Annotated in this window: 5 protein-coding genes; 3 read left to right on the top strand and 2 right to left on the bottom strand. The window is 72.3% G+C overall.

The window, feature by feature from the left end; translation table 11 throughout:
* Nucleotides 1-29 precede the first annotated feature (29 nt).
* On the bottom strand, nucleotides 30-629 hold the full coding sequence (locus HET64_RS13960) for a TetR family transcriptional regulator (protein WP_215105370.1): 600 nt from the start codon (nucleotides 627-629) through the stop codon (nucleotides 30-32).
* Nucleotides 630-844: 215 nt separating this feature from the next.
* On the opposite strand from HET64_RS13960, the gene HET64_RS13955 reads away from it, so the two are divergent.
* The 3 genes from HET64_RS13955 to HET64_RS13945 all read left to right on the top strand — a co-directional run bounded on the left by HET64_RS13955 (nucleotide 845) and on the right by HET64_RS13945 (nucleotide 6,562).
* Nucleotides 845-2,344, top strand: coding sequence for an MFS transporter (locus HET64_RS13955; RefSeq protein WP_215105372.1), 1,500 nt, complete (start codon nucleotides 845-847; stop codon nucleotides 2,342-2,344).
* Nucleotides 2,345-2,597: 253 nt separating this feature from the next.
* Nucleotides 2,598-3,479 (top strand): putative protein N(5)-glutamine methyltransferase, encoded by an 882-nt coding sequence (locus HET64_RS13950; RefSeq protein ID WP_215105368.1) that lies wholly within the window; start codon nucleotides 2,598-2,600, stop codon nucleotides 3,477-3,479.
* A gap of 86 nt (nucleotides 3,480-3,565) precedes the next feature.
* Nucleotides 3,566-6,562 carry a bifunctional [glutamine synthetase] adenylyltransferase/[glutamine synthetase]-adenylyl-L-tyrosine phosphorylase gene (locus tag HET64_RS13945; protein ID WP_215105366.1) on the top strand — a complete coding sequence of 999 codons (2,997 nt, stop codon included), beginning with the start codon at nucleotides 3,566-3,568 and terminating at the stop codon, nucleotides 6,560-6,562.
* Nucleotides 6,563-6,722: 160 nt separating this feature from the next.
* Here HET64_RS13945 and HET64_RS13940 read toward each other — a convergent pair whose 3' ends face one another.
* On the bottom strand, nucleotides 6,723-7,718 hold the full coding sequence (locus HET64_RS13940; protein WP_374105559.1) for a phosphatase PAP2 family protein: 996 nt from the start codon (nucleotides 7,716-7,718) through the stop codon (nucleotides 6,723-6,725).
* Between the last annotated feature and the right edge of the window lie 44 nt (nucleotides 7,719-7,762).

Raw genomic sequence — 7,762 nt, 5'->3', positions numbered from 1 at the left:
GAGATGTGTATAAGCGACAGCCCCGTCCCTCATGCGAAACCCCGCCCCATCTCGTCCAGGATCTCGTCGATCACCTCCGCCGGCTCGCGGGTCAGGTCCTCCTCGATCCACATGCGCATCGCGATCCGGAGCGAGGACAGGAAGCCTGCCGCCAGGACGATCGGGCGGACCGGGGCCGAGGCCGGGCCGGGGCGGGCGGCGACCGCTTCGGCCAGGTCGCGTTCCAGGGTGGCGTGGTTGGCCAACTGGCGCGCCAGCAGCGAGGGGTGGCGCATCGCCAGGCGGGTGCGCACCGCCCACTCGCGCTCCGGGGGCGCCACGCGTTCCGCGAACTGGGCCACCGCCGCGCGCAGGGCCGGCCAGGCGGGTTCGTCGGCGGGGCGGTCCCTCACCGTGCGGACCAGGGCCCTGATCTGCTGCTCCTCGCCGTAGAGGAGGGCGTCCTCCTTGTTGGTGAAGTAGTTGGAGAACGTCCTGCGGGAGATCCCGGCCGCGTCCGCCACCGCCTCGACCGTCACCTGGTCGAAGCCGTGCTCCACCGTCAGGCGCAGGGTCGCCTCGTGCACGGCCTGCCGGGTGGCTTCCTTCTTGCGTTCCCGGAGTCCCGGTCCCGCGGTGCTGCTGTTCATGGGGGCATTATCCCCCGGGTGCGAGATTGTTGCGCAGTGGGCAAAATTGCCCAGTGTGCATGTATGGTGAAGTCTTCTCCCTCCCGTACCGGCGGCCCGCGCGGACACCCGTCACGACCGCCCCGTACGGGCCTCTCGTACGAACTTTCCGGAGGTTGCGCGTGAGCGCAGCAGACACCGCCACCGCCCCGGCCGGGGCCCCCGCCGCCGCACCCATGGACCACCGGCACGTCCTGCGGGCCCTGAGCGGGCTGCTCATCGTGCTGTTCGTGGCGATGATCAGCAGCACCGTGGTCTCGGTCGCGCTCCCGCAGATCATCGGGTCCCTCGACGGCACGCAGTCGCAGTACACCTGGGTCGTCACCGCGACCCTGCTCGCCTCCACGGCCTCCACCCCGATCTGGGGCAAGCTCGCCGACCTGTTCAGCAAGAAGCTGCTGCTCCAGATAGCCATCGGGCTCTTCGTCGTCTCGTCGGTCGCCTGCGGATTCGCCCAGTCCACCGAACAGCTGATCGCCTTCCGCGCCGTACAGGGGCTCGGCATGGGCGCGCTCCAGGTGCTCGTCCAGGTGATCATCGCCGCGATGATCAGCCCGAAGGAGCGCGGCCGCTACAACGGCTACCTCGGCGGCGTCATGGCCGTCGCCACCGTCGGCGGGCCGCTGCTCGGCGGGTTCATCACCGACGCCTCCTGGCTCGGCTGGCGCTGGTGCTTCTTCATCGCCGTGCCCTTCACGCTGGTCGCCTCCGTGATCCTCGCCCGCACCCTGCACCTCGCCGAGGTCCGCAGGCCCGACACCAAGGTCGACTACCTCGGCGCGTCGCTGATCGCCGCCGGGGTCAGTCTCCTGCTCCTCTGGGTCACCTTCGTCGGCACCGACTTCGACTGGATCTCCTGGCAGAGCGGCCTCATGGTCGGCGGGAGCGCGCTCATCCTCGGTGCGGCCGTTCTCGTCGAGACCCGGGTCAAGGAGCCCGTCGTCCCGATGCACGTCGTCCGCCGCCGGGACCCCGCCCTCGCCATCGTCGCCAGCCTCGCCGTCGGCATGGCCATGTTCGGCGGCGCGGTCTTCCTCGGCCAGTACTTCCAGATCGGCCGGGGCTACTCGCCCACCGAGGCCGGACTGCTCACCATCCCGCTGATGGCCGGCGTACTCGTCTCCTCGACCGTCGCCGGGCGCCTCGTGTCGAAGACCGGCAAGGTCAAGCCGTTCATCGTCGCGGGTGTGATCGTTCTCGCCCTCGGCTTCCTCGGACTGTCCTTCATCGACCACCGGACCTCGCTCGTCCTGGTGTCGCTGGGGATGCTGGGCGTGGGCGTCGGGGTCGGCATGTCGATGCAGAACCTGGTGCTCGTCCTCCAGAACACCGTCCCGCTCAGCGAGATCGGCGCGGCCAGCGGAGCGATCACCTTCTTCCGCTCCCTCGGCGGCACCATGGGCGTCTCGGTGCTCGGCGCGGTCCTCGCCCACCAGGTCGCCACCCGGATCACCGACGGGCTGACGAAACTCGGCGTCGACCCGGCAGCCTCCGGCTCCAGCGGCTCCACCCTCAACGTCGCCGCCATGCCGCCCCAGGTCCAGGACGTCGTCCGGGCCGCGTACGGGGAGGCGACCGGCCACATCTTCCTCATCTCGGCCGGCATCGCCGTGATCGGTGTGATCGCCTCCCTGTTCCTGACGCCCACCAAGTTGCGGGACAGCGTCGATCTGTAGGAGAGCGGCACCGGATCCGGGCCAGCAGCCCGTTCTCGCGCCCCGTACGGGCGCCGGAGCGGGCTGTTGTAGTGTTACCACCCCCGTACGCCACGGGGATCGACGAGATCGACCGAGGAGGTGAGCCCCATTACCGCTGGATCAGACTGGGTGCTCACCCCGCGCGATCGCGTCGTACGACCGGCAGTAGCCGACCGGACGGCATAAGTCGATCGCGGAGCGCCCATCGGTTTCCCCGAAAGGCTTCGCTCGTATGCCGGTTCCCCCGTCGAGTTCCCTCTCCTCCACCGTCCTCGCCCTCCGCCGCGCCGGCTGTGTCTTCGCCGAGGACGAGGCCCGGCTCCTCCACGAGGCCGCCGCCTCCGTCGACGAACTGTCCTCCCTCGTCGAGCACCGCGCCGCCGGGCTGCCGCTCGAACACGTCCTGGGCTGGGCGGATTTCCACGGCCGCCGCTTCGCCGTGGACACGGGCGTCTTCGTGCCCCGCCGCCGTACGGAGTTCCTGGTCGCACAGGCCGCCGCCCTCGCGCCCCGCCGGGCCGTCGTCGTCGACCTCTGCTGCGGTTCCGGTGCGCTCGGCGTCGCCCTCGCCTCCGCTTCGGACGCGGCCGAACTGCACGCCTGCGACGTCGAACCCGCCGCCGTGCGCTGCGCCCGGCGCAACATCGGCGACCTGGGCCACGTCTACGAGGGCGACCTGTTCGCCCCGCTGCCCGCCACCCTGCGCGGCCGGGTCGACGTGCTGCTGGCCAACGTCCCCTACGTCCCCACCGACGACGTCGAGCTGCTGCCCGCCGAGGCCCGCATCCATGAACCCCGCGTCGCCCTGGACGGCGGCGGCGACGGGCTCGACGTCATGCGCCGGGTCGCGGCCGAGGCGCCCCGGTGGCTCGCGCCCGGCGGCAGCCTGCTCGTGGAGGCGAGCGAGCGGCAGCGGGACACGGCGGTCGAGGTCCTGCGCGCCGCCGGGCTGAGCCCCCGGGTCCTGGTCTCCGAGGAGTTGTACGCCACCGTCCTCGTCGGGACGGTCCACGTCCCGGCAGTCGGGACGGTTCCCGTCGGGGCCGCGGAGCAGGCGGGGATTCCTCCGTGGGGGGACCCCGCCGCCGCCCCGAACGCACCCGCACAGGACTAGGCTCGAACCGCTGTGACGCGGCGACGTGGCCGCGCCGCCGCGACACCACGCTACGCAGTTCGGTTCGGCTGGCAGGAGAGCACGGGATGACGACCGCGCCGGGGCGCAGAAGCAGTACGTTCACCAGGCTGCTGCGGCACGGATTCACCGACCCGTCCGCCGCCGACCAGCTCCTCAACCTGGACGCGCTGGCCTCCGTACGGTCCGATCCCGTCCTCCTGGAGGCGCTCGGGGCCACCGCCGACCCGGACCTGGCCCTGCGCGGCCTGGTCCGGATCGCCGAGGCCGAGGCGGAGAGCGAGCGTCAGGTGCTGCTCGACACCCTCGTCACCGCCAAGCCCCTGCGCGACCGGCTCCTCGGGGTCCTCGGCGCCTCGGAGGCGCTCGGCGACCATCTGGCCCGGCACCCGCGCGACTGGCGGGCGCTCGTCACGTACGAGGCGGTCGACCTGCACCCCGGGGTCGCCGAGTTCGAGCGCGGGCTCGCCGCCGCCGCCGACCCGGACTCGCTGCGGGTCAACTACCGCCGGTGTCTGCTCACCCTCGCCGCCCGGGACGTGTGCGGGACGACCGACCTCGCGCAGACCGCCGCCGAACTGGCCGACCTCGCCACCGCCACCCTCCGCGCCGCTCTCGCCATCGCCCGGACGGCCGCACCCGAGGACGCCGCCCGGTGCCGGCTCGCCGTCGTCGCGATGGGCAAGTGCGGCGGGCGCGAGCTGAACTACGTCTCCGACGTCGACGTGATCTTCGTCGGGGAGGCGCGCGACGGGGTCGACGAGACCAAGGCCATACAGGCCGCCACCCGGCTGGCCGCCCACATGATGAGGATCTGCTCCGAGACCACCGTCGAGGGCACCATCTGGGAGGTCGACGCCAACCTCCGCCCCGAGGGCCGCAACGGGCCGCTCGTGCGCACCCTCAGCTCCCACCTCGCCTACTACCAGCGCTGGGCCAAGACCTGGGAGTTCCAGGCGCTGCTGAAGGCCCGCGCGGTGGCCGGCGACCCCGAGCTGGGCGCGGCGTACGTCGAGGCGGTGTCGCCGCTCGTCTGGGGGGCCGCCGACCGGGAGAACTTCGTCCCCGACGTGCAGAAGATGCGCCGCCGTGTCGTCGACAACATCCCCGCGGACCGGATCGAGCGGGAGCTGAAGCTCGGCCCCGGCGGACTGCGCGACGTCGAGTTCGCGGTGCAGCTCCTCCAGCTGGTGCACGGGCGCAGCGACGCCTCCCTGCACAGCGGCTCCACCCTGGAGGCGCTGCGGGCGCTCGCCGAGGGCGGGTACGTGGGGCGCGCGGACGCCGCCCAGCTCGACGAGGCGTACCGCTTCCTGCGCTCCATGGAGCACCGCATCCAGCTCTACCGGCTGCGCCGCACCCACCTCGTCCCCGATGACGAGGCGGATCTGCGGCGGCTCGGCCGGTCGCTCGGGATGCGCACCGACCCGGTGGCCGAGCTGAACAAGGCCTGGAAGCGGCACGCCTCCGTCGTACGGCGGCTGCACGAGAAGATCTTCTACCGGCCGCTGCTGGACGCCGTCGCCCAGTTGGCCCCCGCCGAGTCCCGGCTCAGCGCGAAGGCGGCCGCGATCCGCCTGGAGGCCCTCGGGTACGCCGACCCGGCGGCCGCCCTGCGGCACCTGGAGGCCCTCTCCTCGGGGGTCTCCCGCAAGGCCGCCATCCAGCGCACCCTGCTGCCGGTGCTGCTCGGCTGGTTCGCGGACTCCGCCGACCCGGACGCCGGCCTCCTCGGCTTCCGCAAGGTGTCGGACGCGCTCGGCAAGACCCCGTGGTACCTGCGGCTCCTGCGCGACGAGGGCGCCGCCGCGGAGAACCTCGCCCGGGTCCTCTCCGCCGGCCGCCTCGCCCCGGACCTGCTGATGCGGGCCCCGGAGGCGGTGGCGATCCTCGGCGACCCGGAGGGGCTCACGCCCCGCACCCGGGCCCACCTGGAGCAGGAGGTGCTGGCCGCGGTGGGGCGTGCCGGGGACGCGGAGTCGGCCGTCGCGGTGGTGCGCGGGGTCCGCCGCCGCGAGCTGTTCCGCACGACGGCCGCCGACCTCATCGGCTCGTACGGCACCGAGGACAACCCCGCCGAGCAGGATCACGGGGCCCTCGTCGACCGCGTCGGCTCGGCCGTCAGCGACCTCAACGCCGTCACCGTCGCGGGCGCGCTGCGGGCCGCCGTCCGCGCGCAGTGGGGCGACACCCTGCCGACCCGGTTCGCCGTCATCGGCATGGGCCGCTTCGGCGGGCACGAGCTGGGTTACGGCTCCGACGCCGACGTCCTCTTCGTCCACCGGCCGCGCGAAGGTGTGAGCGACGAGGAGGCGGCCCGGGCCGCCAACACGGTCATCGGGGAGATGCGGCGGCTGCTCCAGCTGCCCACCGCCGATCCGCCGCTGCTGATCGACGCCGATCTGCGCCCGGAGGGCAAGAGCGGGCCGCTGGTCCGCACGCTGAAGTCGTACGAGGCCTACTACCGGCGCTGGTCGCTGGTCTGGGAGAGCCAGGCGCTGCTGCGGGCCGAACCGGTGGCGGGCGACGAGGAGCTGGGACGCGACTTCATCGAGCTGGTCGATCCGCTGCGGTATCCGATGGAAGGGCTCGGCGAGGACGCCGTACGGGAGATCCGCAGGCTCAAGGCGCGGATGGAGTCCGAGCGGATGCCGCGCGGCGCCGACCCCACGCTCCACACGAAGCTGGGGCGGGGAGGGCTGAGCGACGTCGAGTGGACGGTGCAGCTGATGCAGATGCGGCACGGCTGGGCGGAGCCGGGGCTGCGCACGACGCGTACGCGTGAGGCGCTGGCCGCGGCGTGTGCGGCGGAGCTGATTCCGGTGGAGGACGCGCAGACGCTGGACGAGGCGTGGGTCCTGGCGACGCGGGTCCGCAACGCGGTGATGCTGGTGCGGGGGCGGGCGGGCGACACGTTTCCGTCCGACCCGCGGGAGGTGGCGGCGGTCGGGCGGTACCTGGGGTACGAGCCCGGGCATGTCGGGGACATGTTGGACGACTACCGGCGGATCACGCGGCGGGCGCGGGCGGTGGTGGAGGAGCGGTTCTACGGGGCGGCGCCCTAGACGCGTGCTCCCGGGGCCCGGCCCCGGGGCCCCTCGGGGCTCCGCCCCGGGCCCCGCTCCTCAAACGCCGGAGGGCTGGAAGGGAACGCCGCCGGAGGGGAGTGAGGGAACCCCGGAGGGGCTGGAAGGCAACTCCGGGAGGGAGGAAGGACCCCGCTCCTCAAGCGCCGGAGCGGCTGGATTCGGGGTGCTTCTCCGGCTTCGGCTCCGATGCCGGGCGTGGCAGTCGGGCGCGCAGGGCGGTCAAGCGTCCCCGGCGGTCCGGTACCCACTTCGGGAGCCGGTGCGGCAGTGAGCCGTACCAGACGCGGGAGACCGCGTAGCCGAACGCGAGGCAGGCCATGCCGCCCACCGCGTCCAGCCAGAAGTGGTTGGCGGTGGCCACGATGACGACCAGGGTGAGCGTCGGGTAGAGCAGGCCCAGGATGCGGGCCCAGGGTGCCGAGGCCAGGGCGAAGATCGTCAGCCCGCACCAGAGCGACCAGCCGATGTGCATCGACGGCATCGCCGCGTACTGGTTCGACATGTTCTTGAAGTTGCCCGAGGCCATCGAGCCCCACGTCTCGTGCAGGAGCACGGTGTCGATGAAGTTCGCGCCGTTCATCAGACGGGGTGGCGCCAGCGGGTAGAGGTAGTAGCCGAGCAGCGCTACGCCCGTCGTCGCGAAGAGGACCAGCCGCGTCGCCGCGTAACGGCCCGGGTGACGGCGGAACAGCCAGACGAGGACGCCGATGGTCACGACGAAGTGCAGCGTCGCGTAGTAGTAGTTCATCGACACGATCAGCCATGTCACGGAATTGACCGCGTGATTGACCGTTTCCTCGAAGGCGAGGCCCAGGGACTTCTCCGCCGACCAGATCCAGTCCGCGTTGCGCAGCGCCTGGGCCTTCTGCTCCGGGACGGCGTTGCGCACGAGCGAATACAGCCAGTAACTGACCGCGATGAGCAGGATCTCGAACCAGAGCCGGGGGCGGCGGGGCATCCGCAGGGAGCGGAGCCGGGCCAGCAGTCGGCCGGTCTTCCCGGAAGCCGGGGGAGTGGTGGACGCGGTGGCGGCTTCGGGGGCCGCCTCGGCCGCGATGGGTGAAGGATCGGCTGTTGACCGGCCTTCGTGCGTTGTCACCCGTGTTTCACCCATAGGCAGAGAGTCTTCCATAGTGATTCCCCTGCCCCCGATCATCCTCCGGTCGGGTTCCGGTC

This window comes from Streptomyces sp. McG3 (assembly GCF_018619185.1).
Taxonomy (GTDB): Bacteria; Actinomycetota; Actinomycetes; order Streptomycetales; family Streptomycetaceae; genus Streptomyces.
The sequence above is the reverse complement of the archived record's forward strand: the minus strand, read 5'-3'. Positions and strand labels throughout refer to the sequence as shown.

Bases quoted from the DNA above. Each gene is read 5' to 3' on its own strand.
- HET64_RS13940 (WP_374105559.1), bottom strand. From the start codon at position 7,718: ATGGAAGACTCTCTGCCTATGGGTGAAACACGGGTGACAACGCACGAA.
- HET64_RS13945 (WP_215105366.1), top strand. From the start codon at position 3,566: ATGACGACCGCGCCGGGGCGCAGAAGCAGTACGTTCACCAGGCTGCTG.
- HET64_RS13950 (WP_215105368.1), top strand. From the start codon at position 2,598: ATGCCGGTTCCCCCGTCGAGTTCCCTCTCCTCCACCGTCCTCGCCCTC.
- HET64_RS13960 (WP_215105370.1), bottom strand. From the start codon at position 629: ATGAACAGCAGCACCGCGGGACCGGGACTCCGGGAACGCAAGAAGGAA.
- HET64_RS13955 (WP_215105372.1), top strand. From the start codon at position 845: ATGGACCACCGGCACGTCCTGCGGGCCCTGAGCGGGCTGCTCATCGTG.